A 23,880-nucleotide genomic window follows, 5' to 3' on the forward strand; every position below is an offset into this window, starting at 1 on the left:
TGAACCAAGAAAGAGGGGAAGCGAATGGACGGGACAGCAGCACAGCAGCATGAACATGAGAACATCGGACAGGTAGAGAAGCGTAATGAAATGGCCGGACGCCTGATGGTCGCCTTGGATTATCCGAATGCAGACCAGGCGCGGGCATTGATCGAACAGCTCGAAGGCATTCCCTGTTATATGAAGGTGGGTATGCAGCTGTTCTATGCAGCCGGACCTGAGTTCATCCGGGAACTGAAGGAGCGCGGATATTCGGTATTCCTCGATGTTAAAATGCATGATATCCCCAACACCGTACGGGGCGGGGCAGAAAGCTTGACCCTGCTCGGGGTTGATATGTTCAATGTACATGCCGCCGGAGGCGCTGCCATGATGGCTGCTGCGGTGGAGGGGGCGGCGAAGGCCGTCAGCCTCCAGCCGTCGCTGCACATGCCGCTGATTATCGCGGTAACCCAGCTTACCAGCACCAGTCAGGAAGTGATGAACCGCGAAATCGGCATAGCCGGACCAGTGACGGATGCGGTGGTGCGTTATGCCAAGCTTGCAGCGGAAGCAGGCCTGCATGGAGTCGTAGCATCCCCGCAGGAATCCCTGGTGATTGCCGAAGCCTGCGGACCGGAATTCCGCACGGTTACCCCGGGCATCCGGCCCGCCGGGGCGTCCCTGGACGACCAGTCCCGGGTCATGACTCCCGGACAGGCTATCCGCCAAGGCAGCCACTACCTGGTAGTAGGCCGGCCGATTACAGCAGCGGCAGATCCGCGAGCTGCAGCACTGAATATTATTGAGGAGATGAGCCAAGCATGAGCATATTAGAGAATCGAAGTGAACAGGTCGCCAGTCATCTGCTGGAGATCGGAGCGGTAGCCTTGCGCCCGCAGGAGCCGTTCACCTGGACCTCCGGCATCAAATCGCCGATCTACTGCGACAACCGTCTGACCATGGCCTTTCCGGCTGTCCGCAACTATATTGCGGAGGCCTTCGCAGAGCTGATCAGAACCAGCTATCCGGACGCCGAGGTGATCGCCGGGACAGCAACAGCCGGTATCCCGCACGCGGCCTGGGTGGCCGATAAGCTCGGTCTACCGATGGCTTACATCCGCGATAAGGCCAAAGGCCATGGCAAGCAGAACCAGATCGAAGGACTCATCACGCCCGGCCAGAAGGTCGTCGTCATCGAGGACCTGATCTCCACCGGCGGCAGCTCCATCAAAGCCGCGCAGGCCGTTCAGGAAGCAGGCGGCCTCCCGTTGGCTGTGCTGGCTATCTTCAGCTACGAGCTGGACCGCGCGGTAGACGCATTCGCTGCAGCGGAGCTTCCGCTCCAGAGCCTGTCCAACTACAGCACGCTGATTAATGTGGCGCTGGCCCAAGGCAAGATCGCTCAGAGCGATGTAGCGCTGCTGCAATCCTGGCGCCAGGACCCTGCCGCCTTCGGCGTGTAGGGCAGGAGAAGACGCTGAGGATGGAAGATAGTGCGTGGAGAATACGTAAAGCGTAAAGTGTAAAGCGTAGAGAGTGCGTAGAAGAAGCTTTGTACCCTTAGCCGGGGGAAGGGGCTTCTTTTTTATGCTTTAATTAGTTTTTGGGCTCTTAGGGAAAAGAAGTGGAAAAACAGCATCTATTCACTGGCCCAGCATACTTATAGAGGCTTTAGTTGGAAAAAATACACTTGTTGAAACCTGAAATCGACAATAACGCAGATACCGCCAGAACTAAATGACCTAAATCCACTTATTTCCTTTGAAGAGGCGATTTCCGCCCAAGCAAGTGTATAAAATCCAACTATTTCCCCTCAACTGCTCATTACAATTAGCTGCATTCTCCATACTCTGTTCTCAACTCATTTGTTAGACTCCATCCCCCCAGTAATCTGCTCCATGCCAGCGTTATCCTTCAACCAGTCACCTAAGCATAAGGGCAGAAATTGCCATCCACTCCGCAGAGCAATCCTCTAATTTTCTTGCAAAACTGGGCATGATAAATAGCACCGGGACATATATTATTGCGATGAAGGAGAAGAGGGCATCATGAATTGGATCTATTTTGCCAAGCTGTTCAGGACCAGATTTCAAGCGGGCTGCCTTGCCAAAAGACTGGAGCAGGACGGCTGGATCTATGGCTATCATGATCCGCGTTTTGTGGAAATATACCGTTCGCGCAAGGGGCGTTATGGTGTGCGTTTTCTGCCTTAGCCATAAAATCCAAAATCATCCTTGACTTTATCCATGGCTATATTGTATATTATCTATTGTCGCTGTTTAAATAATTATTAACTGACGCGGGGTGGAGCAGCCCGGTAGCTCGTCGGGCTCATAACCCGAAGGCCGCAGGTTCAAATCCTGCCCCCGCAATTACCTTATTACACCGGACAGCACTTGTATAATACGGATATCCTAGTCCGGGCCCTTAGCTCAGTTGGTTAGAGCGGTCGGCTCATAACCGATTGGTCACAGGTTCGAGTCCTGTAGGGCCCACTTCACTTAACCCCCTTGCCTAGCAAGGGGGTTTTTAATGCTTACAGCCGTAATAGAAGGAGAGTGAAGTTTGAACGCACCCTTCTTTTTACTAGAGTACACACATCAATTAGACGATGTACCACGTGAAGCATTCATTGTCCCTGCTGTGAAGGATTTTTGAGTCGGGTGAAATGAAATATTACTGCTCTATGACATAGTTATCATCATCAGAACCAAATGTTTCAATCTCTGCGACTTCTTCTTCCATGTCAGGATATTCAATATAGATGGGTGAGCTAGCACTAATTGAATTTGACAAGTTATAGTACACTTCATCTCTTTGAGGAGTTTGGGAATAAGGGTATTGATTGTAATAAGCATATGGGTAGGATGGTGTTTCTTTAATTTCGTTAAGATGATTGTAATGATTGAGTTGGAGTGCTGATGGTGAACTTAATTCATTATCCGTGTGTATTTCATAACTTCTATTAGACTTTTCTTGTCTAATAGATATACCAGTCTGACGTGCTATGTCGTTTGGCAGAGATTTTTTCTTACATTCATCAAAAGATTTTTTTCCTGCAGCTTCAGCTGCAGCAATTCCAGCAGCCACACCACCAAGTATTGCTCCAATACCACCAGTGGAACCAACTATTGCACTATACGACACCTTAAATGCAGAAAGTGCTACACTAGATGCTACTTTTGCACAAGAAAGAATTGCTGCTTTTTGTTCAGGGGTTGTTTGTTCAGGATACTTCGTTACAAGATAAATCTCAATTTTTTTTCTCTTCATACCAAAGCAAGGATAAGGTACTTTAACACCTAATACTTTTTTGTAACATGTTTTTGAAAATGGTTCATCATAAACAATTCGACGCAATAGGTTTTTGTGTTCTGGCATAAATATCCCATCCTTTTCTGAAATAAGATCACCATATAGATTATTCATCTTATAGTCAAATGCCTAAAGGTGCTGTGACAATTTAATGAATTAACAATTGTTTGTTTTAATATTCTTGTTAAGAATATGTATTTATTTTCCAATATTACACATAAATTAATGCTTATTAACTGGTTTCTAGCATATTGGATTAAAACGGGGTGCTCCAGTGAATGAATCTTATGGGGCTAAAAACTTTAAATGAAAATAAAAACAGGAGTGGTTGGCAGGGAAGCGCCAGCAGCTCCTGTTTTATTGTTTCATCCCCCTAACCAAACATAGAGGGCAAAAAGAACAAGAAAAAGAGAATAAGAACGATCACACTTGTGATTCGGCTCATCATGAGATAGGCTTCACTGGGGCCGGAGTCGCCCTTGACCATCCAGCCGTAGCGCATATGCCAGCCCATGGCCGGGAAGAAGATATTCAGCATCGCAATCAGTATAAATAGAATAGCAAAGACAAACATTTTTACCAACTCCTTTATCAGTTTTACGTGAATTGAGCATCTGAAGTTGCACATCTTTATAACGTCAGCTTAATTGATGCAGCATGAGTTTGAAGGAGAATAACCAAAAAACAGACCCGAATTAGAAATTCGGGTCTGACAGGGAAGTATCAGTTGTCCAATTCTAAAATACGAAAAATAATAAAATTTGGTGTGGGACATTGTGATGTATTTAAGGGCGTAACTACTATGGCTAACGCCCGTTTTTTTTGGAATTAGGTTGCTGACTAGTAAAAACTGGTTGTTCGTCCATTTCTAAACCAGATGGGATGCGTACACTACACTATCTTATTAGGGAGGTGTCCGTATTGAGTTGTCCAGACGATAAAAAATGTCATCCTAAAAAAATCGTCACCCTCGTTTCTCCAAAAAGAAAAAGAAAAGAACACCGGAAAGTTGTTAAGAAAGTGATTAAAAAGGTTGTTAAAGTAACCTGTCCACCGCCTGAAGTCAATGTCACTACTCCAACCGTCATTGGTCCCACAGGGCCCCAAGGAGCACAGGGCTCCCCAGGTATACCGGGAATCCCAGGGGCAAGAGGTCCTCAGGGAACAGAAGGTCCTCCGGGACCTGCCGGCGGGCCTCCAGGGCCCCAAGGCCCCCAAGGTGTGCCCGGGCCACCTGGAGGGATAGGCCCCCAGGGAGCAGCGGGGCCCGTCGGCCCTCAAGGGGCGCAGGGAGTTCCGGGAGCACAGGGCCTCATAGGTCCCCAGGGCCCGCAGGGTGAACCTGGTCCGGCGGGAGCGATTGGGCCACAAGGCATTGCCGGAGCTACTGGTCCGGCCGGAGCGGCAGGAGCGGCAGGAGCTGCAGGGCCGGCTGGAGCAACAGGAGCCACTGGGCCAGCCGGAGCCGCAGGAGCTGCAGGAGCAACCGGGGCTGCAGGACCAGCCGGCGCAACGGGGGCGACCGGGGCAACAGGAGCAGCAGGTGGCGTTTTAGGTTTTGCTGATTTCTTTGCTCTGATGCCTCCTGATAATGCGGCAACGGTAGCGCCGGGCACAGATGTAAGCTTTCCACAAGATGGCCCTACCAGCGGGACAACGATTGCCCGGATCGGGCCGAGTTCTTTTAATTTAGCGGCCATTGGGACGTATCAGGTGCTGTTTCAGGTTAGCGTGACCGAAGCCGGACAACTAATCTTGACTTTAAATGGTGCAGATCTCGCTTATACCGTAGTTGGGCGGGCAACAGGTACCTCACAAATCGTAGAAATGGCGATCGTGCAAACAGCGGTCATTAACAGTATTCTAACCGTTCGCAATCCTGCCGGAAATTCCACTGCACTTACGATTACTCCTCTTGCCGGAGGAACAAGACCCGTTTCAGCACATCTTGTTATTACACAATTAGCATAACGGCTATTTTACGAATAGAGCATAATGAAATTTTGCCACCAGTAGCTTGGTGGCTTTTTTGTGATCACATCGCCACATGACATTTATGTCACACCTAATCCGTTATTGTAAGGTCAAACGATGGGGAATTTCCTTCCTGCCTCTTATACTGGAAATATATTGATTCACTTCCGAAAGGGGCTATTCAACAGTGACTGAAGCTATCAAAGCAATCATATTAGGGATTATTGAGGGGTTGACTGAATTCTTGCCGGTCTCGTCTACCGGGCACCTTATCCTGGCAGGAGATTTGCTGGATTTCGAGGGGGAGGCTGCGGTTACCTTCAAAATCGTAATCCAGCTAGGTGCGGTAATGGCCGTGCTGCTGCTGTATTGGAAGAAGTATGTGAACATTGGCGTGAATATGCTTAAGATGGATTTCGCCAAGAGTAAGGGATTGAATGCAATTCATATGATCCTGGCCATGGTACCAGCGTTAATCATCTATCTACTATTCAAGGACACGATCAAGAGCCAGTTATTTGGCCCCAAGCCGGTCTTAATCGGACTGATCGCCGGTGGCCTATTGATGATCTTCGCCGCACGCAGCAGGAGTACCGTAACGGCAGAGACCGTGGACGGTCTGAATTATAAACAAGCCTTCGGCATAGGGCTGTTCCAGTGTCTGGCGCTGTGGCCCGGCTTCTCAAGATCCGGTTCGACGATCTCAGGCGGTCTGCTGCTGGGAACCAGCCAGAAAGCCGCTGCGGACTTCACCTTCCTGATCTCCGTGCCGGTGATGTTCGGAGCAAGCCTCCTGGACCTGTATGACAGCAGAGATCTACTCAGTTCAGATGCGCTGACCCTGATGCTTATCGGGTTCGTGACGTCCTTCCTTGTAGCCATGGTTGCAGTAGTCACGTTCATCAAGCTGATTAAGCGGCTACGTCTGGAATGGTTCGCGCTGTACCGGTTCGTGTTAGCGGGGCTATTCTATGTAATTGTTATTCTGTAACATCCTGCACTCAGCCGTATTCCTTAGGCTCCTGCAGCAGGATGGAGAAGGTCTGGGTCTCGTGGTCCACTTCAATCGTCTCAATGCCGACAAAATCCGGGATCTCGGGGTGGACGGCATCCACGCTGTATTCCGGATGAGTCAGCAGTAATTGAATCACTTGCATAGCTTCCATGTCGATGGTGATCCCCTTTACAGTAGAATCTAACCCTGTGATAGAGGGGAATCTCCGCCCTCCGGGTCTATAGCGTATTATCCCCGCAGCGCTTAGCGAATATGTCTGTGGATGATATTTCTGTCTTCGTTACGTTCCATAACAGCCATTAATTGCCCCTGGAAAATCCGTCTCTGGATCTGATCGATCCGCTGCAGAGCAAGTGGGACGGGTACCTGGAACGCTACAGCCAGCTCGGCAACGGCATCCTCACGAAGCTCGGGCAGCGTATTCGCTGAGATCATACTATAGGGCATGGAGGCATACAGGATGAACCGGTCGGATTCATCTCTCTGCGCCTGCGTGAACACTCCGGGCATAAGCGTAGACTTGCCGGCATGCCGCAGCAGATGACAGAGCTCGTGGAGGAATTCCAGCCGCTGCAGCTCGGGAGGAAGACGGTTGTCGATGAACATGCTGTACATTCCGGCCGCAGCCTCAATCGCCTTGCTTCTGACATCCAGATAGTGTACCCAGATATTGAGCCGCTTCGCTATGTAATCGATGGAGATGTCAGACGGCTTGCGGATGCCTATGCGCTGGTACAGATCCTCTGTCCATTTCTCCAAAGCGGTCATCTGATAATAGCCTTGCATAATCAATCACCCCAGATATAAGATCGTATGTTCGTGTTATTGGCCAAAAGAAAAGCCCGTAAGGGCTAAGCAGCAGTTCAGCGCGTACTCCTCAACGGCTGAAATATGGAACGGGTGTTCCTATGTATGTAAGCATAAAGGAATTACGCCCGAATATCAAGTGTTTTTCCCAAGGTGGGGTGCGTGGCCTGACTCAGCATCTGAACCATATCCTGGGCGCTGCTCTGCGCCTGCTCCTTGGCAAGGCTCATCACCTGCAGCCCTGCGGCCTGCTGTAAGGATGACTGGCTCATCACTACGGATAATGCAGCAATATCCATCCGGCATTCCTCCCTCCATTTGTTTTGAAGCTATTGCTTCATACTCTATATCGACCACTGGACGCCTGTCCGTTAGGTGAATGGTATTTCTTTGCCAATTGGCCCATGCAACGGGGCGGAATTCCACATATTCTGTGCTGTATTCAATATTCAAGAGGAGGAATTAATTATGGGAGCAGAGTATGGTTGCGGTTGTGGAAATAACGTAGGTGGAGTGAATCAGGGACCTCCAATCGTTCCGGTAGTAAGCCCTTGGACTTCGACAGGTGCCATTCTGGTTCTGTTCATTCTGCTGGTTATCATCACTAAAGCCTGTTTGTTCTAGAACTGCCAATAGCCAGTGTAGCCCTGTCCGGCCTGTGCCGGATAGGGCTATTTCTTTTTCTTCTTATGAGCACGGACCGTTGGCCCGATCTGGCGTTTGATTCTGCCTGTAGCTGCATCGGTTTCAATGATATAGAGTTCTTTGATTGTTCCTGCAAGCGCGAACCATTCCTGTAAGGCTTCAGCTTCGGACATAGGGCCGTACAGCCTTTTGCCCCGATAACAGATATAGAACACTTCCGGCTCTCCATCAAAGTTATATTATCCCATTTCATTCTACGCTGTATCGCGGTGAAATTGAATAACATCCCCCACATGCCGGCTTATTTGAAAATAAACTCCACACGCGTACCGTCAGCGAACGCCTCCAGCTGATTGCCGACCCAGCTTCCCGCTCCGCGGTTATCACTGGGCGTTATGTACTCAATATGCGCCCCGGCTCCGCCTTCTGCACACATAGCCATCGGCCATTCGTCCCGGTCATAGCCTTTCTTCGTGGGGACTCCCTTCAGAGACGCCTTGCGGTTCTCCTCCGCATCCTTGCGGTTGATGGTGCAGATCGCTGACTCTCCCTTGCGGATGGCCTTCTGGATGTGCTTTGCGGTCTCCGGGTAGCGGTCTGCCGGGAACTTCAGCTTCACGACCTCCGAAGGATTCGCAGAAGGGGTCTGCGGCAGCCATTGCCCGTTCTCCTCCAGCAGGTAGGCGGCAAGACTGAGCAGGGCGATAATGATGAGACTGATGATGGACTTTTTGGCTTTCATATCTGCTCCTTTGTAGGTTGGTATGGGTATAAGGCCTGTGCCCAGAATAGTATAGCGTAAGAATACCGGATTGTGACAGCCCGAATTCTGTGCATCTGCCGTGCTAAAGTTCCATAATTCGTCATAATATGTACAAACACAATGAAAAGGATGGTGGAAAATGTGGAACAGCGCAATCTCAGGGACCTGCTGGATTCGGCCTCGCGGCTGATTGGTGATGTGCAGTGGCAAGCGGCTTTTCGCAAAATACAAATGGCACCCGCTGACGCGGAGCTGGGAGCTCCCGCACGGAAGCTGCTGGAGACGCTGTACTGGCTGCAGGGCCAGGGAATGATCAGCGGTCAGCATGATTACCTGGAGAGCCCGGATGATATCAACAACAAGCTGAAGAATACGGCTGGCAGCTATGCCGGACTACACGGTTATGAGATGGGGCCGATCAGCGGACAGACGGAGAAGCTTATCAGCAGCCAGCGGCAGGGAGTAACCGACAGTGCGATCCGCTGGCATAAGGCAGGGGGCATTGTAGCGATGACCTATCATGCAAATCTGCCGGGCAGCGCACCAGCCTGGACGAATGTCTCCATGAGCCTCAGCGAAGACAATTTCAGCAAGTACATCACACCGGGAACACCCGAGTATACCGCGATGATTGCCGAGCTGGATAAGGTAGCTGTTTTCCTGAAAAAGCTCAATGACGCCGGTGTCCCCGTCCTCTGGAGACCTTATCATGAGATGAACGGCGGCTGGTTCTGGTGGGGGCAGAAGTCCTCCTTCGTGACCCTCTGGGAGATCATGTTCCAGCGGTACACCGTCTATCATAAGCTGCACAATCTGCTGTGGGTGTGGAGTCCGAATGCCAAGAACAAGAATAGTGAGGAGCCGGCGAAGTATTATCCGGGCAGCGGCAGAGTGGATGTGCTGGCGGCGGATATTTTCGAGGGGGATTACAAGGCAAGCCATCATGATACGCTCTGGGACCTGGGGCGCGGCAAGCTGATCGCCATCGGCGAGAACGGAGAGCTTCCTCCGCCAGCTGTGCTGGCAGGCACGCAGAACAAATGGAGCTACCAGATGACCTGGGGCAAGATGCTGTACGAGCGCAATAAGGATGCAGTGATTCAGGCTTTTATGCGGAATAGTGCCGTATTCTCCAGAGATGACTATTCGGCCAAGGCGGCGGCGTATGCTTCTTCAGGAGGGGTACTCCCCAAGCCGGGCCTCTATGGGCAGTATTATAACAATATTACGCTCAGCGGCACGCCTGCCCTCACCCGGACAGATGCCAATATTAACTTCGCCTGGAGGCAGGCGGCGCCTGATCCGGCCGTTCACGCAGATCTGTTCTCCGTACGCTGGAGCGGCAAAATAAGCGCTGCCTACAGTGAGATCTACACGATCTATTCGTATTCCGATGACGGAATCCGGGTATGGATTGACGGGAAGCTGGTTATTGACAGCTGGATTAAGCAGAGCGGGCAGGAGCGGCAAGGCACAGTGAGTCTGATTGCAGGGAAGCTGCATGAGCTGAAGGTGGAGTACTATGAGAACCAGGGGGATGCGCGGGCGGTACTGATGTGGGAGAGCCCCAGCCAGGCCAAAGGCGTAATTCCGGCAGGAGCCCTCTACCTTCCATAACAAAGAGTAACGAAGCGTCAGATATGCTCGCGGTAGCTGATGTTGTTGGCGATTTTCTCGTCACGGACGGCTTGGCGCAGGATATCCTTGACAGATTGAACCTTACGGATTCTATAGAATGGGAGCTGTGGAGATGAAGCATCATCCGATAAAATGATCAGCGTCCCGATGCCCAGCATACGCTGCATAACCGACTGGGTGACGGAGAAATCGTTAACCCGAAGCAGCTCGATTTCTTCGACATCCTTGCCGATTAGTCCGCTCTTCACCATAATCCGCTGGGACGTAATCGTATACTTGGTGTTATTCAGTCCGATCAGCCCCTTGAGACGGTCGGAAATGCCGGCAGGCTTGCCCTGCCATAATTCTTGTTCGGGACCGGAGCTATGGCCAGCCGCCGGACGCCGTGCTGCTGCCGGAGAACCGGCCTCTTCTGTGCCTGCCCCGCATTCCCCGCAGAATTTGGCACCTTGCTTGTATTCCGCACCACATGCTGTGCAATAAGCCATGATTGATCTTCCTCTCCTTGAACGGATAAATTCATTATAGTATAACAGGAATTGCCAGTCATCAACGGGTTATGGACCGCCGTTTCTCCCTATGAATACGCTTATCTGCTGACATATGTTTCATTACGCCGAATTTTACATTAATTTCATTTGCACTTAACAAAAATCGATATTATTCTGTTAAGTGGAGGGATATTAACTATGAGACAAGCTTTACTTGCAGGACTGCTAATGGCCGTCATGATACTCAGTGCCTGCGGCAATAACAGTGCTGAACCGGCATCCCCGGAAGAGGTACAGGAGACGGTACAGAGCTTTTACAATGAAATGTCGAAATTCGACGAAATGGGCAAATCCTCGCTTGAGAACTTCAACACCACGCTAACCTCTTATTCCACCGGACAAGCGACAGACAAAGAATTCCAGAAGGCTGTGGACAGCTTCCAGGATACCGCATCTCAGCTTGCAGATCATGTGAACGATATCAAGATTGCGGGTGGCCTGCCGGATACGATCGAGAAGCTGCTTAGAGATTCTGTGATTGCTTTTCAGAGTGCCTATCAGATCAAGGAGAAGGCTTCCAAGGGCGCAGTATCGCCCGATGTGACCGCTGAGGAATTCAACACGATGAATGAGCAGGCGGACATAGCGATGCTCTACGGCATCTCCAAGCTGAATGAAGCCAGAGAAGCCGCAGGACTGATTGAACCGGAGCAAGCCGTACCGGGAACCGTGTCAGATGCAGGCACAGATGCCAAGCAGGAACCGGGTGCTGGAAGCGCAGGGACTTCGTCAGTGAAATAAGCAGAGACAAGACTTGTTATACGCCAAAGGGTTCGGATGAAGACGCTGTACAGCATTACTGTAGGCGTCTTTTTGCTGTGGATTGAATTATTGGTCCAACCTTCTTGAGAAGTACTTAGGGGCCTCCCTGAAACCTTGTCTTTCATAAAATGTATGAGCCTCTATTCTTCTGGCATGGCAATGAACCTGGATACTGGCACATCCTCTTCGGCGGGCGGAAGCTGAGGCGAATTCCACTAATTCCTGTCCGATTCCCTTCCCTCTAACTGAGGAATCCACAACCAGATAACTAATGGAGGCGATATCTCCTCTCATGCCCAGCTGCGGGATATAATGCAGGGAAAGACAGGCGATAACACATCCTTCCGCTTCATAGACCTTTAACTCCTCATTGGGGTCAGCAAGCAGTCTTTCTATATTCTCTTTCATATAAAGCTCGGTATCCGGGTAACCTAATTGCCTTAATAGTCTGGAAATATCCTCCCGATCCTCCACATTTGCAGCTCTAATCATAAATTTCATCTCCGTCCTTTCTACCCCTTTCCCCTAATGATGGCATCAGATTAGCTAAAATACTAGAACCACGGGATGGCTGTTTTCATGCAGGTGTGGTGCTAGTTCAACCCTGTATTATGATCAGCTGAAGCTCTCCTTCAGCGTCCTTGGCCTGACATTAATTTCTGCTTGCCTAACAAGCTGGATCGCGGATATAATACAAACATACGTTCGGTTTGTGGGCGGAAAGAGCATGTAGTCCGGTTATAAACAACAGAGTGGGGGAATAGCAATGGGCAAGAAGCTTGAAGCGGGCGGTCTGCGGGAGAGCAGCCGAATCATGTTGACGGAGCATAAGGGCGGGATCAGGAGGGAAGAACGGGAGACCTGGCATAGCCTGAAGCCGGTGCTGGACGAGCAGAAGCTGGAGGAGATTGAGCATACGCTGGCCTTATCGCTGCGGAGTCATGTGCGGGTTACGCTGGTGCTGTATGGTCCTCTGGAGCAGAGGAAGCTGAGCGGGTTCGTGACCTCCATTCACACCCACTCGCGTGAATTCAAGCTGCGGTGGGCGGAGGAATGGAAGTGGCTGCTGGTAGATGACATTGTGGAGGCTTATATTGTCTAAAAGATAACCGTTCTGCCTGGAATCAGCACGGGTCCAAGCTTCATTTACCTGCGGCGGTGCCCGTCTTCTCATAGGCAATCAGCGTGACCTCCGGGTTCCCGGTCATCCGGGCAATCTCTGACTCCGCCTGGCGGATCACCTCCACGACATCCTCCTGATCGCTAAGCGGGGCTATTCTGTAGCTGTCGCTGTGTATCTCCATGTTCATCCACCTTTCCGTTAGAATGACCTGACTTGCGGTCTGCATTCTTATTCTTGCCTGTAGGCACACAGTTCATCCGGGGAGATCAGGTGCTTGCACAGCTCATTTTGCGAAAAAAATGGTCATCGGCGTAAACCGCCCGGCCAAAGCGGCATATACTATACCAGGGGGTGAGTAGATGCTTACTTTGGAGCAGGTCAAGCAGAAGTCGGCCGCAAGGCTGGCGAAGCTGCATCCGGCCGTACTGGCCGGGGCGAACGAGCTGATTAGACGGAGCTATAACCGGGGGGTGCAGATCCTCATTACGCAGGGCATGCGCACGATAGCGCAGCAGAATGAGCTATATGCTCAAGGGAGAACCAAGAAGGGCGACATTGTAACGAATGCCCGGGGAGGCGACAGCTTCCATAATTACGGCCTCGCGATAGACTTCGCGCTGCTGCTGCCGGATGGCAGGAATGTGTCCTGGGATATGAATCGTGACGGGGATGGCGACAAGGTGGCAGACTGGCAAGAGGTGGTACAGGAGGGGAAGAAGCTGGGGTTCGAATGGGGCGGGGACTGGACCTCCTTCAAGGATTACGCCCATCTGCAGATGAGCTTCGGCCTTACCATCCAGGACCTGAAGGCAGGCCGGCGGCCTACTGCCCAGCAGAGTGCAGCCGCACTAAGCCGTATAACCGGAGGTGAGCCAGAGGTGAACAAGGATATCCCGGTAAATATTACGCTCAACGGTAAGAAGCTGACGACCGGCGTCATGGACGATGCGGTTACCTATGCGCCTGTACGTGCGATTGCCGAAGCGCTTGGAGCCAAAGTCACGTATAATGCGTCCAGCAAGACCGTGAACATTGTGAAGGAATAACTTCTCTGCATAGATGCTGTGCCGGATGGGGAAATTATCAGCGATTAACCACATCCATGAAGGGGGCACAACATTTTGAACAAGCTGATCACAAGTCTTGCCTGCGGTACGGTCCTGTCCATGAGTCTGCTCGGAGCAGGTGACATCTCCGCAGCAGCGCCGGGCGGTATGACCACTACGATTCCGGGCGTTATGAGCACCACCGCTCCGGGCATGCACAGCACAACTACTGACGGCCGGATGGGCAACATGGGGAATATGGGCAATCTGGATGACCGGATGATGGACAGCCGGGGCAATACCATGATGAATGAGACCAGAGATTCCATGCACAAGACCGAATCCATCATGAAGGACAAAATCCGTACCGGCGACAACAGCTCCGTCTCCCCGCTGTCCAACAATAACACAACGGGCCGCTACCGGGCACAGAGCACAACCACCACAGCCAACAACGACAACCGCTCCTCCAACTGGGGCTGGCTCGGTCTCCTCGGCCTCCTGGGTTTGGCTGGCATGCGCAGCAGAACCGGTGAGCGTGACCGCCACTAGTCTGAGCGGGGCACCGCAGTTCTGCAAATAAGGAACAGCAGCGCCAAGCACTAAAGCCCGTGTCAGTCTCGACTGAACGGGCTATTTGCTGCTTATGCAGAAATATTGGAAAAAGCAATTGCGTATCCTCCAGATACGTGATATTATATTTCTTGTCGCGTAAGAACGCACACACAACATGCCGGGGTGGCGGAACAGGCAGACGCACAGGACTTAAAATCCTGCGGTACGTGAGTACCGTACGGGTTCGACCCCCGTCCTCGGCACTAGAAGAACAAGGGTTTCAGCTCATTAGAGCTGGAACCCTTGTTTGTTTTTAAGATGGTTTGCTAACATTTTGCTAACGGTGCCTCTATTTTGTGTGGATTCGAGGTTTCCGGTACGCTCGGAATGATGCTTGTACCGACTTTACGATGAGTAGTTCTTGTTCAGACTCTGCGTTCGAGAATTCTGTCACGCTCCATTCTCAGTCGCTGGATTTCTGCTCTAATGACTTCTTTACGACAAGATAAAGTATTTTTGTTGCTATGCTCCAAAGCAAGCTTTACGTGGAGTATGGCAATGCCCAGCAGCGCAGATTGGATTTCCGCATCATCTAATGCTCCCCAAGCGGTGTGCTTCATTGAGCGGCCCCTTTTGTTTTCTTAGAAAATATATCGTTGATCTTTTGTGCGGTATCCTTTTTCGTCTCCATGTCGATGTGCGTATAGGTATTTGCTGTAATGCTGATGGTTGAATGTCCCAGCCATACCTGGATTTCTTTCAGGCTTACGCCATTTTTAATTAAGTAACTGGCTGTCGAGTGCCTGAGATCATGGAATCCGATATGCGGATGGGTCAACAGTGCTGTTCATCTTGCCTTCCGGGATACGGCCATCTCTATGACAGCGGAGGATTCCGGCGGCCAGGATTACGTTGAAATCGTATTGGACGGGATCGCCCGTAATTGGATTAATCTGAAGAAGGGGGTTCATGCATACATAATCGAACAGGGACTCCCGGATGGTGAGCATACTTTGGAAATTCACAAGCGGACAGGGATTTTGACCGGAAACATCGCCTTTCATCATTTTTCTCTTCCTGACGGCGGAAGCTTCCTTGCCCCGCCTGCGGCCAAACCTATCCGGCTTGAATACTTTGGGGATTCCATTACAGATGGAGCAGGGATCGGTCATCCGCATGAGCTCGCTGAAGCCCCGCATCTTGACGACGGCTATATGTCCTATGCCGGGATCAGTGCCAGAATGTTGAACGCGGAATATCATACGATGGCCATTTGCGGCATTGGCGTTTGGCAGGATGCGGTAGGGAATAAGCATGGATTGCCGGAGCATTTTTTCGGGACCCTTGGCAAAGAGACGGCGCCATGGGACTTCTCCAGATATATTCCTGATGGAATTATCATTAATTTGGGTCAAAACGATTATTCAACGCCAATTGATGATGAGAGGTATATCGCCGCTTATTTAAAATTCATTCAGGTTATCCTGGATCAATACAATGATCCCTATGTTTTTTGCTGTGTTGGAACCATGAACAACAACTATCTGGCCAGTGTAGATAAGGTCGTGGCTTATTGTAATCAAACTGGAAACGGAAAGGTATTCTTGGTTGATTTAGGGCTGATTCATCCAGAGGTAGAAGGCTGGGGAGGCCGTTACCATCCCGGCTATCAGACGCATTACCGGATGGGGTGGGAGCTTGCCTCTTTTATATCCGCCAAGACCGGATGGGAATTGCTTAAGCGTCCGTTGATTGCTACGGATAATTGCTGCATGAAATAAAAAACAAGGAACCCTTTCAGCATAACGTTTGCTGAAAGGGTTCCTTGTTGTAAGCTTCGCGACACGCGCAACACTCAACTTCTGCCAACGCGCAGTCTACGGCATGGTTCTACACTCTACTCCTCATGACCCGTCGATTGACGGAAAAGCGGCATCGTCTTCACATGCGTAACCAGTGGAGGTCTGCCGGGATTTTCGATTTTGGACAGAAGCATCTCGGCGGCAAGAAAGCCCATTTCGGACCGGTGGATATGAACGGTGGTCAAGTGGGGTTCCACGATTCGCGACTCCGGGGAATTATCGAATCCGCAGACCTTAACCTCACCAGGAATTTGAATATTCAGGTCCTTTAAGATACGAATGGCATTAATCGCGATGTAGTCATTGGCGCATACGAACGCGGGTGGAAGATTAGTCATGCTTGCTAGTCGCTGCTTAAGCCACTTGTAGTCAGCGATATGCCGGTCGTCTTCGAGAATGCAGAAGGATTCATCAAGATCAATCCGGGCGGCATTCATGGCTTTGGTGAACCCGTCCCAACGCTCGTTGAAGCTCATGCAATGGCGGGAATCGCCGATAAACCCGATCTCCGTAATTCCTTCATCAATGAGCTTCTTCGTGAGACTGGAAGTACTATGAATGTTCTCCATCAGCAGCAGATCTGCCTTCATCTCAGAAAACGTCAGTTCTGCTGAAGCGTCAATGAATAATGTCGGGATCCCGAATGACGTAATAAACTCCGAGTAGCTCTTGTCGAACAATTCGATACAGACAATGCCATCTACTTTACTTTTGTCGAAGTTGACGGGAAGAGCCGACGAATCGAGTTCATTCTCCCGAACGATATGTATCGACAAATTGAAGCCTTCGGAGCTGATTTTTTGTTCGAGGCCGCTTAGCAGTGACGTGCCAAAATGTGAATTGTTCGGCATATTTGCAGTAAGCAGGGCGATATTGCCGGTTTTTTTGGCAGGAGTGCCTTCTTGTTCGAACAAGGCGAACTGCTTGTAATTCATATCAATAGCTTTCCTGACCACTTTGCTGCGTGTCTCATCCGGTATAGAGGGATTATTATTTAATGCTTTGGATACAGTATTCCTAGAAAGTCCAAGCGAATCGGCTATATCTTGAATGGTTACTTTTTCTTTGTTCAAAGAGAATGGCTCCTTTAGCAGAAGTATTGCATTCTTGACCAAAATAATCGTAGTACAAATCAATGTAATTGTCAACTTAATTGTTACAAATGAACAAATGGATAAAAAGTAAAAAGAAAGATTAATAAGGTTTACATTTTGTTCAAAAGTAAACAAATGCACAAGTGAAATGGACGGTGTTTATTCACCCGGTTATGGATTTTTCGTAATATAAAACTATTATTTTGTTGTTTTATGTAGAAAAAACAATGAATTTTACGTTATTAAAATGAAATGGTGTTTTTGTTATGTGCATATGTTTACTTTTGTATTCATAAAAAGTCTTGACGAAGTAATCATGATGTTGTAAATTGAATTTGCTAAGCCGTTGACAGTGACTTATGGAAGCACTTACTTTCGCGCGAGAAGTATCCAAAATCACATTTATGTTTTGCAAATGAGTATTGAGGGGGAGGAGAAGTTGCAACAAACTTCTGGAATTACACAAAATAAAAGACCGGAAGCCCGGAATCGCATAGGACTTATGGAGAAACTCAGGTATATCAAGAACAACTATTGGCTTTACCTTTTTGTGCTTCCCGCAGTCGTATTGACTATTATTTTTAAATATCTCCCTATGTATGGTGTTCTGATCGCTTTTAAAGACTACAGCTTTCGCAAGGGTATTTTGGGGAGTGACTGGGTTGGGTTTCATCACTTCGAACGATTCTTTAATGCACCCAATTTTGAGCAATTGTTATTCAATACACTTCAATTGAACATTTACGGTCTTTTACTGGGATTCCCGGTGCCGATTATTCTGGCATTAATGTTGAATCAGGTACGCAAGGCCGCGATGAAAAAGAACATTCAATTGTTCTTATATGCGCCGAACTTCATTTCTGTTGTTGTTGTTGTGGGTATGCTCTTTGTCTTATTCTCTCCGACAGGCCCGGTCAATCAATTAGTGGTGGCCTTTGGCGGGATGCCGCTCTCGTTCATGTCAGAACCGGAATATTTCCGTCCGATGTATATCCTCTCCGGAATCTGGCAGGGGGCTGGATGGGCGTCCATTATCTATGTGGCTGCATTGGCCAATGTGGATCCGGAGCTGCACAATGCGGCGACACTTGACGGTGCAAGCCTGCTTCAGCGTATACGCCATATAGATTTACCAACGATCAGGCCGGTTATTGCGATTATGATCATTCTCGCGGCAGGCGGCATTATGGCCGGCGGCGGTGACAAAGCCATTCTGATGTGGAACGAGATGAACATGGAGAAATCGGATGTAATCAGTACTTATGTCTACCGGATCGGCTTCCAGCAGGCAAACTATTCGTTCTCCGCTGCCGTGGAATTGTTTAATACCGTCATTAACCTCATTATGCTGTTTACGGTGAATTTTATCGTGAAACGGGTTAACGATGGCGATGGAATTGTATAGGAAAGGAGATCATCATGGACAGTATTAAACCAACTAAGATGGACAAGGTCGTGCTCAGTGTTATCTTCACCCTGCTAGTTCTCCTCGTTGTAGCGATTATTGGTCCGCTGATCTATATGGTCGTGGCTTCGTTCATGGAACCGACGGCACTGCTGAATAAGGGGTTATCCTTCGACTTCTCAGATTATAGCCTTGAGGGATATAGAATGATTTTATCGGATGACAAAATCATTGGTGGGTTTCTGAACGCGTTGCTATATTCCTCCGTTTTCACAGTGATAACGGTTTCGGTCTGCGTCTTTGCAGGATACCCATTGGCGCTCGACGACTTCGTAGGAAGAAAAGTAATTATGACGCTTTTCATTATCACCATGTTCTTTGGCGGGGGTCTGATCCCGACTTATCTCGTGGTGAAGAGTCTGGGCATGCTTGATACCATCTGGGCGCTCGTGATCCCGGGTGCAGTAAGCGTCTGGAACATTATTCTGGCCCGGACGTTCTTCCGGGGCTTGCCAAAGGAAATGAATGAAGCGGCTAAGATTGACGGTGCCTCGGATTTCACAATTTTCTTTAGTATTATCATACCGCTTTCCAAGCCTATCGTATTTGTCCTTGCGTTATATGCTTTCGTGGGTCACTGGAACGATTTCTTTCAATCTCTTATCTACCTGGAGAATCAAGACAAATATCCGCTGCAGCTCGTACTTCGGCGTATTCTGATTCTGAACAAGGTTGATCCGAATATTGTCTCTTCTATTAAGGAACAGGCTGAGTTAGCGCGATTGTCTGAGTTGATGAAGTATGCAGCCATCGTAGTCTCCAGTCTACCGCTTCTTGTAATGTATCCTTTCTTCCAGAAATACTTCGAAAAAGGTGTCATGGTCGGTTCCCTCAAGTAGAGAGCCTACAGTTATTTAAATGAAGACATTTAAAAGGGGAGAATTAGTATGAAACATATTAAGAAAACAGTATCCATTATTTCTCTGACGGCTGTTATGGCAATTACGGGATGCAGCAGCGATAAAGGAAGCGACAAAGAAAAGGGGAATTCCGGTGATCAAACCCTAACCTTCATGACGCCGAACTCACCGCTTGCTCCTCAAGACCCGAATGAGAAGCTGATCTTCAAACGCCTGGAAGAAAAGACCGGCATTCATATCGACTGGAAAGTCTATTCGGAAGATGTGTACGTCGAGAAGCGGAATCTGGCTTTGGCCACAGGTGAGCTTCCGGATGCGCTTTTCAACGCCGGCCTGAGTGATTTCGATTTGTTGAAATTGGCCAATGACGGCACAATCATTCCTGTCGAGGAATACATTACGCCTGAGAAAATGCCGAACCTCACTAAGGTGCTGGAGCAGGCGCCCCAATACAAAGGTATGATGACTTCACCGGACGGGCACATCCTCGCATTCCCTTGGATCGAGGAGCTTGGTGAAGGCAAGGAGAGTATTCACTCTGTCAACAATATTCCGTGGATTAACAAGGCATGGCTGGATAAGCTTGGCCTGCAAATGCCAAAGACGACGGAAGAACTGAAGCAAGTGTTGATCGCGTTCAAAACGAAGGATCCGAATGGCAATGGCAAAGCCGACGAGATTCCGGTTTCCTTTATTAATGATGACGGGGGTAACGAGGATTTAAGTTTCCTTCTCGGTTCCTTCGGAGCTGGCTTTAACGGGGATCTGACGCTGGTCGACAATGACGGCAAGGTGAACAATGCTGTATTGGCGCCGGGCTATAAGGAAGGTATGAAGTACTTTCAGGAGCTGTACGCAGCGGGTCTGATCGATCCGGAATTCATTACCCAAGACTGGAACAAATTTATAGCCAAAGCTAAAGATGACCGCTACGGTTTGTACTTCACTTGGGACAAGGCGAATGTAAGCGGCATGGACAGTCCGTTTGAGCCAATGCCGGCACTGGAAGGGCCGAACGGCTGGAAGAATGTAGCCCGTGCGAACGGTATGGGATTTGACCGCGGCAGAATGGTGCTCACAGCCGATAACAAGAACATCGAAGCGACGATTAAATGGATAGACGCAATGTATGATCCGTCCCAGTCTGTACAGAACAATTGGGGAACTTATGGCGATGAAACGCAGCAGAATATTTTTGAAATGGACGAAGCTACTAAAATGCTGAAGCACTTGCCGCTGAACGGTGCTTCACCGAACGAGCTGCGTGTCAAAACAAGCGCTGGCGGACCGTTAGCTATTCTCGATTCCTATTATGGTAAGGTAACGACGATGCCGGACGATGCTGCCTATCGCATTGATATTTTGAAGAAGATCTATGTGCCGGATATGAAAGCTGAGCATATGTATCCGAGAGTATTTTTCTCTAAAGAGGAATCAGAGCGCCTGACCCAGACCGAAGCCGACCTGTGGCCTTATATTCTGAAGAAACGTACGGAATGGATGCAAGGCGCGAACGTTGACAAAGAGTGGGACGCATTCATCAAAGAGCTTGATCGTCTTGGCATGCAGGATTGGCTGAAAATCAAACAAACAGGTTACGACAGAGCGGGGAAATAGCCAGTTACATTATAATGCATACCGTCGGAGCGTGAGTTCATGCTATAGCAGGCCATGCTCCGACTATTATTATTCTGGAGGAGTGGGAGAAACATGAATTATACAGAGAAGTTCCGTCCGCAGTATCATTATTCGCCACAAAAAAACTGGATGAACGATCCCAACGGAATGGTTTATTACGAGAATGAGTACCACTTATTTTATCAGCACACTCCGTTCGCAAGCCAACCCAATTTCGGGAAAATGCATTGGGGACACGCGGTAAGCACCGATCTGGTCCACTGGGAGGAGCTTGAACCATCCTTGCCGCCAGGGGAGGACGGTGCGATTTTCTCTGGAAGCGCGGTAGTCGATACACAGAACACAAGTGGTTTTTTTGATGATTATGGTTCAGGGCTTGTGGCGATCTATACGAATAACGACAACAAGGCGCAGCCGGGTAAGCCGCAGGTTCAAAGCATCGCCTACAGCAGAGACAAGGGACGGACTTGGACGAAATATGAAGGGAACCCGGTCTTGTTTCCGGAGACGACGCTTGATTTCCGTGATCCGAAGGTATTCTGGCATGCGGATACATCCAGTTGGATTATGACTCTGGCTGTTCAAGACCGTGTGGAGTTCTTCACCTCTCCAAATTTGAAAGAATGGACATTTGCTAGTGCATTTGGCGCGGACGTCATCGGAACACATCGTGGCGTTTATGAATGTCCGGATCTATTCTCGATTCATGTCGATGGCGATCCCAATCAGAAGAAGTGGGTGCTCATTCTAAGTGTTGGCGATTGTAATGGAGTGAACCCGAATGAGCCTGAACCACCGGCAGGAGGCTCCGGTATGATGTACTTCGTCGGCAGCTTCGATGGTAAGACATTTACACCGGACGAGCCTATTCTTTCGGTTCATGATGTGAAATGGATTGATTTCGGGTCTGATTTCTATGCGGCCGTCACCTGGAGCGATATACCGGAAGAAGACGGACGTAAACTCTGGATCGGCTGGATGAACAACTGGCGGTATGCCGGGACGCTTCCGACTGACAAGTGGCGGGGTAATGCATCCATTCCACGGGAGCTGAAGTTGAGAACCTATCGGGAAGGCCTTCGTCTGGTGCAAGAACCGGTAGAAGAATTGAGAAGGATAGGTTCACCGCTTATGGCTCTGGAGAATGTAACCTTGGTTCCGGATACGAATCCGCTGGCGGACATCACCACTGATAGAGCGGAATTGATCGCGGAATTCGAAATTGGAACGGCAACGGAGTTCGGAATGAAGGTTAGAAAGTCTGCAGATGAAGAAACGGTGGTCGGATACGATACCCTCAAGATGGAGTTGTTTGTCGATCGCACGAAATCAGGCACTACGAATTTCCATCCGGACTTCGCAGCGAAGCACCAGGCACCGCTGTTGCCTGTTGATAACCGTGTACGCATGTCCGTCTTCATGGATTGGTCGTCGATTGAAGTGTTCGGTGGTGAGGGTCTAGTGGTCATCTCGGACATGATTTTCCCCGCTTCCGCAAGCAACGGACTTGAGCTCTACGCGGTAGGCGGAGACGTAAAGCTGGTGTCGCTCCAGATCAATGAGCTGGGAAGCATATGGAGAGATGAGGTCAAGGAGGAAGCTCATGCGTATCGGGGCCATTGAAGCAGGCGGAACAAAGTTTGTCTGTGGTGTCGGGAATGAATTAGGGGAAATTGAGGATCGGGTTCATTTTCCAACACGGCGACCCGAGGAGACGATGGAGAATGTCATCGCCTACTTCCGCGATAAGAGAGTCGATAGCATAGGAATCGGATCGTTTGGTCCGATCGACCTCGAACCCTCCAGTCCGACTTACGGTTATGTGACTACAACGCCAAAACCCGGCTGGGCCGGATATAATTTCGTGGGTACGCTAAAATCGGTCTTCGATGTTCCGGTCGGCTGGGATACAGACGTCAATGCTGCCGCGTTGGGCGAAGCCACATGGGGTGCAGCGCAAGGATTGGATAGCTGCGTCTACTATACGATCGGGACTGGCGTAGGAGTCGGTGTCTATACCGAGGGTAACCTGGTACATGGACTTGTTCATCCAGAGGGTGGACATATCCTCACAAGACGGCATCCGAACGATGATTTTGGTGGCAATTGTCCCTATCATGGCGATTGTCTGGAAGGCATGGCTGCCGGCCCGGCGCTAGAAGCAAGATGGAAGGCTAAGGGCGATACCCTGCCGGAAGACCACCCGGCATGGGAGATGGAGGTGTTCTACATCGCGCAGGCCATATCGAATGTCATCCTGACGTTATCCCCTAAGAAAGTCATTCTCGGCGGGGGCGTGATGAAACAAATCCACTTATTCCCGATGATCCGGGAGCAAGTAGGCAGCCTTCTAAATGGATACGTGAGTGCCAAGCCGATTGTATCGGATATCGGACATTATATTGTAGCACCTATGCTCGGCGATAATGCTGGCTTGTGCGGGGCATTAGCACTGGGAGTACAAGCATTCGATTCACGCTCAAAGGTAAGGTAGTGGTTGAATGATGTTAGAATAAGTGCATAAAAAGCTGCCGGATTGGCGGCTTTTTATGTATTTAGATGGTTGAAGCTGAAGCATTAGGAAGCTGTCCTGCTTTCAGTGGGGAACATTGGCTCGAAAAAGAGCTGGAATCAGGAAGAATAGGTTATGTTGCTAATACAAGAGCTAAATATTCATCAGTTTGGGCAGTTCCAAAATTAAAAACAGAAGAACAAGCCTAAATTGAATCTTTTGGTTTTAAAAGAATTGCGGTTGTAGATATGTAATTATATAGTTCACTAAATA

30 protein-coding genes and 3 tRNA genes are annotated in these 23,880 nt (G+C 49.5%); 20 read left to right on the forward strand and 13 right to left on the reverse strand.

Annotated features, from left to right (window positions below; all coding sequences use genetic code 11):
• Positions 1–90 precede the first annotated feature (90 nt).
• The 5 genes from pyrF to NSS64_RS05130 all read left to right on the forward strand — a co-directional run bounded on the left by pyrF (position 91) and on the right by NSS64_RS05130 (position 2,477).
• Positions 91–807 carry an orotidine-5'-phosphate decarboxylase gene (pyrF, locus tag NSS64_RS05110; protein WP_341142761.1) on the forward strand — a complete coding sequence of 239 codons (717 nt, stop codon included), beginning with the start codon at positions 91–93 and terminating at the stop codon, positions 805–807.
• The gene (gene pyrE, locus NSS64_RS05115) at positions 804–1,445 is read left to right on the forward strand and encodes an orotate phosphoribosyltransferase (protein ID WP_340993950.1); all 642 of its coding nucleotides are present in this window, start codon (positions 804–806) and stop codon (positions 1,443–1,445) included. The genes pyrF and pyrE overlap by 4 nt, the downstream gene beginning before the upstream one ends.
• Before the next feature lie 585 nt (positions 1,446–2,030).
• Positions 2,031–2,195 (forward strand): hypothetical protein, encoded by a 165-nt coding sequence (locus NSS64_RS05120; RefSeq protein ID WP_019909365.1) that lies wholly within the window; start codon positions 2,031–2,033, stop codon positions 2,193–2,195.
• A gap of 85 nt (positions 2,196–2,280) precedes the next feature.
• Positions 2,281–2,354, forward strand: a tRNA-Met gene (locus NSS64_RS05125).
• A 49-nt stretch (positions 2,355–2,403) separates the two neighbouring features.
• Positions 2,404–2,477: transfer RNA gene (locus tag NSS64_RS05130), tRNA-Ile, on the forward strand.
• A gap of 181 nt (positions 2,478–2,658) precedes the next feature.
• On the opposite strand, the gene NSS64_RS05135 is transcribed toward NSS64_RS05130, so the two are convergent.
• Both NSS64_RS05135 and NSS64_RS05140 read right to left on the reverse strand, forming a co-directional pair.
• Positions 2,659–3,363 (reverse strand): hypothetical protein, encoded by a 705-nt coding sequence (locus tag NSS64_RS05135; RefSeq protein WP_341139406.1) that lies wholly within the window; start codon positions 3,361–3,363, stop codon positions 2,659–2,661.
• A gap of 307 nt (positions 3,364–3,670) precedes the next feature.
• Positions 3,671–3,871, reverse strand: coding sequence for a DUF6199 family natural product biosynthesis protein (locus NSS64_RS05140; protein ID WP_341139407.1), 201 nt, complete (start codon positions 3,869–3,871; stop codon positions 3,671–3,673).
• 647 nt (positions 3,872–4,518) lie between these two features.
• Here NSS64_RS05140 and NSS64_RS05145 point away from each other — a divergent pair.
• Positions 4,519–5,268, forward strand: a complete 750-nt coding sequence (locus NSS64_RS05145; protein WP_341139408.1) for a collagen-like protein — start codon at positions 4,519–4,521, stop codon at positions 5,266–5,268.
• Between the two features lie 190 nt (positions 5,269–5,458).
• Positions 5,459–6,262 (forward strand): undecaprenyl-diphosphate phosphatase, encoded by an 804-nt coding sequence (locus tag NSS64_RS05150; RefSeq protein ID WP_340938941.1) that lies wholly within the window; start codon positions 5,459–5,461, stop codon positions 6,260–6,262.
• A gap of 10 nt (positions 6,263–6,272) precedes the next feature.
• Here NSS64_RS05150 and NSS64_RS05155 read toward each other — a convergent pair whose 3' ends face one another.
• The 3 genes from NSS64_RS05155 to NSS64_RS05165 form a co-directional block, all read right to left on the reverse strand.
• On the reverse strand, positions 6,273–6,437 hold the full coding sequence (locus NSS64_RS05155) for a hypothetical protein (RefSeq protein WP_340938942.1): 165 nt from the start codon (positions 6,435–6,437) through the stop codon (positions 6,273–6,275).
• A 92-nt stretch (positions 6,438–6,529) separates the two neighbouring features.
• Entirely contained in the window at positions 6,530–7,072 is a 543-nt protein-coding gene (locus tag NSS64_RS05160; RefSeq protein ID WP_340938943.1) for an ImmA/IrrE family metallo-endopeptidase, read from the reverse strand.
• A 143-nt stretch (positions 7,073–7,215) separates the two neighbouring features.
• Positions 7,216–7,392, reverse strand: coding sequence for a YjfB family protein (locus NSS64_RS05165; protein ID WP_076076056.1), 177 nt, complete (start codon positions 7,390–7,392; stop codon positions 7,216–7,218).
• A gap of 169 nt (positions 7,393–7,561) precedes the next feature.
• Here NSS64_RS05165 and NSS64_RS05170 point away from each other — a divergent pair, with 169 nt between their 5' ends.
• On the forward strand, positions 7,562–7,717 hold the full coding sequence (locus NSS64_RS05170; protein ID WP_155991357.1) for a hypothetical protein: 156 nt from the start codon (positions 7,562–7,564) through the stop codon (positions 7,715–7,717).
• 47 nt (positions 7,718–7,764) lie between these two features.
• Here NSS64_RS05170 and NSS64_RS05175 read toward each other — a convergent pair whose 3' ends face one another.
• Both NSS64_RS05175 and NSS64_RS05180 read right to left on the reverse strand, forming a co-directional pair.
• On the reverse strand, positions 7,765–7,911 hold the full coding sequence (locus NSS64_RS05175) for a hypothetical protein (protein ID WP_341139409.1): 147 nt from the start codon (positions 7,909–7,911) through the stop codon (positions 7,765–7,767).
• A gap of 128 nt (positions 7,912–8,039) precedes the next feature.
• Entirely contained in the window at positions 8,040–8,480 is a 441-nt protein-coding gene (locus NSS64_RS05180) for a NucA/NucB deoxyribonuclease domain-containing protein (RefSeq protein ID WP_340993944.1), read from the reverse strand.
• A gap of 162 nt (positions 8,481–8,642) precedes the next feature.
• On the opposite strand from NSS64_RS05180, the gene NSS64_RS05185 reads away from it, so the two are divergent.
• Positions 8,643–10,118, forward strand: a complete 1,476-nt coding sequence (locus NSS64_RS05185) for a glycosyl hydrolase (protein ID WP_341139410.1) — start codon at positions 8,643–8,645, stop codon at positions 10,116–10,118.
• Between the two features lie 17 nt (positions 10,119–10,135).
• Here the strand turns inward: NSS64_RS05185 and NSS64_RS05190 are convergent, their stop codons facing one another.
• Positions 10,136–10,627, reverse strand: coding sequence for a PH domain-containing protein (locus tag NSS64_RS05190; protein WP_341139411.1), 492 nt, complete (start codon positions 10,625–10,627; stop codon positions 10,136–10,138).
• Positions 10,628–10,828: 201 nt separating this feature from the next.
• Here NSS64_RS05190 and NSS64_RS05195 point away from each other — a divergent pair, with 201 nt between their 5' ends.
• Positions 10,829–11,431, forward strand: coding sequence for a hypothetical protein (locus tag NSS64_RS05195; protein WP_340938949.1), 603 nt, complete (start codon positions 10,829–10,831; stop codon positions 11,429–11,431).
• A gap of 87 nt (positions 11,432–11,518) precedes the next feature.
• On the opposite strand, the gene NSS64_RS05200 is transcribed toward NSS64_RS05195, so the two are convergent.
• The gene (locus tag NSS64_RS05200) at positions 11,519–11,944 is read right to left on the reverse strand and encodes a GNAT family N-acetyltransferase (protein ID WP_341139412.1); all 426 of its coding nucleotides are present in this window, start codon (positions 11,942–11,944) and stop codon (positions 11,519–11,521) included.
• 274 nt (positions 11,945–12,218) lie between these two features.
• Here NSS64_RS05200 and NSS64_RS05205 point away from each other — a divergent pair, with 274 nt between their 5' ends.
• Positions 12,219–12,554 carry a YolD-like family protein gene (locus NSS64_RS05205; RefSeq protein ID WP_341139413.1) on the forward strand — a complete coding sequence of 112 codons (336 nt, stop codon included), beginning with the start codon at positions 12,219–12,221 and terminating at the stop codon, positions 12,552–12,554.
• Between the two features lie 40 nt (positions 12,555–12,594).
• Here NSS64_RS05205 and NSS64_RS05210 read toward each other — a convergent pair whose 3' ends face one another.
• Positions 12,595–12,756, reverse strand: coding sequence for a hypothetical protein (locus tag NSS64_RS05210; RefSeq protein WP_341139414.1), 162 nt, complete (start codon positions 12,754–12,756; stop codon positions 12,595–12,597).
• A gap of 178 nt (positions 12,757–12,934) precedes the next feature.
• On the opposite strand from NSS64_RS05210, the gene NSS64_RS05215 reads away from it, so the two are divergent.
• From NSS64_RS05215 to NSS64_RS05225, 3 genes are all read left to right on the forward strand, one after another.
• Positions 12,935–13,621, forward strand: coding sequence for a M15 family metallopeptidase (locus NSS64_RS05215; protein ID WP_340993939.1), 687 nt, complete (start codon positions 12,935–12,937; stop codon positions 13,619–13,621).
• A 75-nt stretch (positions 13,622–13,696) separates the two neighbouring features.
• The gene (locus NSS64_RS05220) at positions 13,697–14,173 is read left to right on the forward strand and encodes a WGxxGxxG family protein (protein ID WP_340993938.1); all 477 of its coding nucleotides are present in this window, start codon (positions 13,697–13,699) and stop codon (positions 14,171–14,173) included.
• A gap of 180 nt (positions 14,174–14,353) precedes the next feature.
• Positions 14,354–14,439: transfer RNA gene (locus tag NSS64_RS05225), tRNA-Leu, on the forward strand.
• A gap of 162 nt (positions 14,440–14,601) precedes the next feature.
• On the opposite strand, the gene NSS64_RS05230 is transcribed toward NSS64_RS05225, so the two are convergent.
• Positions 14,602–14,796, reverse strand: coding sequence for a hypothetical protein (locus tag NSS64_RS05230; protein ID WP_341139415.1), 195 nt, complete (start codon positions 14,794–14,796; stop codon positions 14,602–14,604).
• On the reverse strand, positions 14,793–15,014 hold the full coding sequence (locus tag NSS64_RS05235; RefSeq protein WP_341139416.1) for a tyrosine-type recombinase/integrase: 222 nt from the start codon (positions 15,012–15,014) through the stop codon (positions 14,793–14,795). Before NSS64_RS05235 ends, NSS64_RS05230 begins: the two co-directional genes overlap by 4 nt.
• On the opposite strand from NSS64_RS05235, the gene NSS64_RS05240 reads away from it, so the two are divergent.
• Positions 14,980–15,957: an SGNH/GDSL hydrolase family protein gene (locus NSS64_RS05240; RefSeq protein WP_445667830.1), complete on the forward strand. Its 978-nt coding sequence runs from the start codon at positions 14,980–14,982 to the stop codon at positions 15,955–15,957. The genes NSS64_RS05235 and NSS64_RS05240 overlap by 35 nt on opposite strands.
• Positions 15,958–16,073: 116 nt before the next feature.
• On the opposite strand, the gene NSS64_RS05245 is transcribed toward NSS64_RS05240, so the two are convergent.
• Positions 16,074–17,111 carry a LacI family DNA-binding transcriptional regulator gene (locus NSS64_RS05245; protein ID WP_341139417.1) on the reverse strand — a complete coding sequence of 346 codons (1,038 nt, stop codon included), beginning with the start codon at positions 17,109–17,111 and terminating at the stop codon, positions 16,074–16,076.
• Positions 17,112–17,547: 436 nt separating this feature from the next.
• Between NSS64_RS05245 and NSS64_RS05250 the strand changes: the two genes are divergently transcribed.
• The 5 genes from NSS64_RS05250 to NSS64_RS05270 all read left to right on the forward strand — a co-directional run bounded on the left by NSS64_RS05250 (position 17,548) and on the right by NSS64_RS05270 (position 23,589).
• Positions 17,548–18,537 (forward strand): ABC transporter permease, encoded by a 990-nt coding sequence (locus NSS64_RS05250; protein ID WP_445667771.1) that lies wholly within the window; start codon positions 17,548–17,550, stop codon positions 18,535–18,537.
• A 14-nt stretch (positions 18,538–18,551) separates the two neighbouring features.
• Positions 18,552–19,436 (forward strand): carbohydrate ABC transporter permease, encoded by an 885-nt coding sequence (locus NSS64_RS05255; RefSeq protein WP_341139418.1) that lies wholly within the window; start codon positions 18,552–18,554, stop codon positions 19,434–19,436.
• Positions 19,437–19,484: 48 nt separating this feature from the next.
• Complete coding sequence (locus tag NSS64_RS05260; protein ID WP_341139419.1) at positions 19,485–21,074, forward strand: ABC transporter substrate-binding protein; 1,590 nt, start codon at positions 19,485–19,487, stop codon at positions 21,072–21,074.
• A 93-nt stretch (positions 21,075–21,167) separates the two neighbouring features.
• Positions 21,168–22,718 carry a glycoside hydrolase family 32 protein gene (locus tag NSS64_RS05265; RefSeq protein ID WP_341139420.1) on the forward strand — a complete coding sequence of 517 codons (1,551 nt, stop codon included), beginning with the start codon at positions 21,168–21,170 and terminating at the stop codon, positions 22,716–22,718.
• Positions 22,699–23,589 carry an ROK family protein gene (locus NSS64_RS05270; RefSeq protein ID WP_341139421.1) on the forward strand — a complete coding sequence of 297 codons (891 nt, stop codon included), beginning with the start codon at positions 22,699–22,701 and terminating at the stop codon, positions 23,587–23,589. The genes NSS64_RS05265 and NSS64_RS05270 overlap by 20 nt, the downstream gene beginning before the upstream one ends.
• Positions 23,590–23,880 lie beyond the last annotated feature (291 nt).

The sequence above is a fragment of the Paenibacillus sp. FSL H8-0122 genome, assembly GCF_038005345.1.
In the GTDB taxonomy this organism is placed as follows: Bacteria; Bacillota; Bacilli; order Paenibacillales; family Paenibacillaceae; genus Paenibacillus_AQ.

Excerpts from the sequence above, each read along its gene's own strand:
- pyrF (WP_341142761.1), top strand. The coding sequence starts at position 91 with ATGGCCGGACGCCTGATGGTCGCCTTGGATTATCCGAATGCAGACCAG.
- pyrE (WP_340993950.1), top strand. The coding sequence starts at position 804 with ATGAGCATATTAGAGAATCGAAGTGAACAGGTCGCCAGTCATCTGCTG.
- NSS64_RS05120 (WP_019909365.1), top strand. The coding sequence starts at position 2,031 with ATGAATTGGATCTATTTTGCCAAGCTGTTCAGGACCAGATTTCAAGCG.
- NSS64_RS05135 (WP_341139406.1), bottom strand. The coding sequence starts at position 3,363 with ATGCCAGAACACAAAAACCTATTGCGTCGAATTGTTTATGATGAACCA.
- NSS64_RS05140 (WP_341139407.1), bottom strand. The coding sequence starts at position 3,871 with ATGTTTGTCTTTGCTATTCTATTTATACTGATTGCGATGCTGAATATC.
- NSS64_RS05155 (WP_340938942.1), bottom strand. The coding sequence starts at position 6,437 with ATGGAAGCTATGCAAGTGATTCAATTACTGCTGACTCATCCGGAATAC.
- NSS64_RS05160 (WP_340938943.1), bottom strand. The coding sequence starts at position 7,072 with ATGCAAGGCTATTATCAGATGACCGCTTTGGAGAAATGGACAGAGGAT.
- NSS64_RS05165 (WP_076076056.1), bottom strand. The coding sequence starts at position 7,392 with ATGGATATTGCTGCATTATCCGTAGTGATGAGCCAGTCATCCTTACAG.
- NSS64_RS05170 (WP_155991357.1), top strand. The coding sequence starts at position 7,562 with ATGGGAGCAGAGTATGGTTGCGGTTGTGGAAATAACGTAGGTGGAGTG.
- NSS64_RS05175 (WP_341139409.1), bottom strand. The coding sequence starts at position 7,911 with ATGTCCGAAGCTGAAGCCTTACAGGAATGGTTCGCGCTTGCAGGAACA.
- NSS64_RS05180 (WP_340993944.1), bottom strand. The coding sequence starts at position 8,480 with ATGAAAGCCAAAAAGTCCATCATCAGTCTCATCATTATCGCCCTGCTC.
- NSS64_RS05190 (WP_341139411.1), bottom strand. The coding sequence starts at position 10,627 with ATGGCTTATTGCACAGCATGTGGTGCGGAATACAAGCAAGGTGCCAAA.
- NSS64_RS05195 (WP_340938949.1), top strand. The coding sequence starts at position 10,829 with ATGAGACAAGCTTTACTTGCAGGACTGCTAATGGCCGTCATGATACTC.
- NSS64_RS05200 (WP_341139412.1), bottom strand. The coding sequence starts at position 11,944 with ATGATTAGAGCTGCAAATGTGGAGGATCGGGAGGATATTTCCAGACTA.
- NSS64_RS05205 (WP_341139413.1), top strand. The coding sequence starts at position 12,219 with ATGGGCAAGAAGCTTGAAGCGGGCGGTCTGCGGGAGAGCAGCCGAATC.
- NSS64_RS05210 (WP_341139414.1), bottom strand. The coding sequence starts at position 12,756 with ATGGAGATACACAGCGACAGCTACAGAATAGCCCCGCTTAGCGATCAG.
- NSS64_RS05215 (WP_340993939.1), top strand. The coding sequence starts at position 12,935 with ATGCTTACTTTGGAGCAGGTCAAGCAGAAGTCGGCCGCAAGGCTGGCG.
- NSS64_RS05230 (WP_341139415.1), bottom strand. The coding sequence starts at position 14,796 with ATGAAGCACACCGCTTGGGGAGCATTAGATGATGCGGAAATCCAATCT.
- NSS64_RS05250 (WP_445667771.1), top strand. The coding sequence starts at position 17,548 with ATGAGTATTGAGGGGGAGGAGAAGTTGCAACAAACTTCTGGAATTACA.
- NSS64_RS05255 (WP_341139418.1), top strand. The coding sequence starts at position 18,552 with ATGGACAGTATTAAACCAACTAAGATGGACAAGGTCGTGCTCAGTGTT.
- NSS64_RS05260 (WP_341139419.1), top strand. The coding sequence starts at position 19,485 with ATGAAACATATTAAGAAAACAGTATCCATTATTTCTCTGACGGCTGTT.
- NSS64_RS05265 (WP_341139420.1), top strand. The coding sequence starts at position 21,168 with ATGAATTATACAGAGAAGTTCCGTCCGCAGTATCATTATTCGCCACAA.
- NSS64_RS05270 (WP_341139421.1), top strand. The coding sequence starts at position 22,699 with ATGCGTATCGGGGCCATTGAAGCAGGCGGAACAAAGTTTGTCTGTGGT.